Origin of the sequence: Burkholderia sp. AU4i, from assembly GCF_000466765.1 — a bacterium.
Lineage (GTDB): Bacteria > Pseudomonadota > Gammaproteobacteria > Burkholderiales > Burkholderiaceae > Burkholderia > Burkholderia cepacia.
In genome coordinates, this window is the sequence record NZ_ASSI01000250.1 from 1 (window position 1) to 1,174 (window position 1,174).

Genomic DNA, 1,174 nt, shown 5'->3' on the forward strand with positions numbered 1-1,174 from the left:
CCTCGGTGCGCTGCGACAGGTCCGTGTTGCCCGACGCGATCTCGCTTGCGCCGACGTTGATGTTCTCGGTACCCATCCGCACGCGCGACACCATGTCGATCAGCCCGCCTTGCATCGTGTGCAGCGCGTGCAGCAGGCTGCCGCGATCGTCGTGCTTCACGGCGACGTGCGCGGTCAGGTCGCCCTGCGCAATGCGCTGCGCGGCGTCGAGTGCCACTTCCAGCTCGCCGCCGAGGTTCGCGCGCACGCTTTTCAGCACCAGCACCATCACGGCGGTCGCGATCCCGCCGAGCACGGTCGTCATCGCGAGCCAGCGGCCGACGCTTTCGAGCACGGCGGTGCGCACGTCGTTCATGTACATGCCGGTCACGATGTACCAGTCCCAGGGCGCGAAGCGCTGCACGGCGCTGGTTTTCTCCTGCGGCTTGTCGGCGCCCGGCTTCGGCCACAGATACTCGACGAAGCCCTTGCCGCCTTCGAGGTTGCCGGCCTTCACGATCTCGACGAACAGGTGCTTGCCGTTCGGGTCGGTGAAATTCGACACGTCCTTGCCGTTGAGGTCGGCCTTGATCGGATGCATCACGATCACGGGCTTCGAGTCGTTGACGGAGATGTAGCCGTCGGCGCCGGAACGCATCGCGGCGATCGCCTCGAGCGCCTTCTGCTTCGCGTCGGCTTCCGGCAGCGCGTTCTGCTGCGACAGCTTGTAGTAATGGTCGGTCACGCTCGCGGCCTGCGCGACCAGCGACGCGAGCTGGTCGCGGCGGTCCGCGATCATCGATGCGCGCGTCTGCCAGGCCCCGAGCCCCGCGATCACGAGCAGGCCGAGCCAGAGGATGACGATCATCGAGGCGAGTTTCTGATTCAGGGAAAGGTTGCGCATGGTGTGTGGTCGGTCAGTCGTGGAAGCTCGCCGGGGCGGCGTGACGGGATAAGTATCTTGACGGCGCCCGACGTGCGTCGCCGTAGGCGGGTTATCCCTATGAGGCGCCCTTGCCGATGCCTTCGACACCAGCAAGGATATCTATGCATATGCATAACGGGCGTCGCTATACTGTCGGGGCGATTGAATAGGCGCCGCGCGCGGCGCGGCGGCGAATGAAACCGAAAGGAGGCAACGATGCGGATTCTGGTGGTGGGGGCCGGCGCGGTCGGCGGATATTTCGGCGGCCGG

Annotated in this window: 1 protein-coding gene; it reads right to left on the reverse strand. The window is 65.9% G+C overall.

Going from position 1 to position 1,174, the window contains the following annotated elements:
• Nucleotides 1-883: cache domain-containing protein (locus L810_RS39245; RefSeq protein ID WP_042978125.1), on the reverse strand; the 883-nt coding region annotated here is incomplete at its 3' end.
• Nucleotides 884-1,174 lie beyond the last annotated feature (291 nt).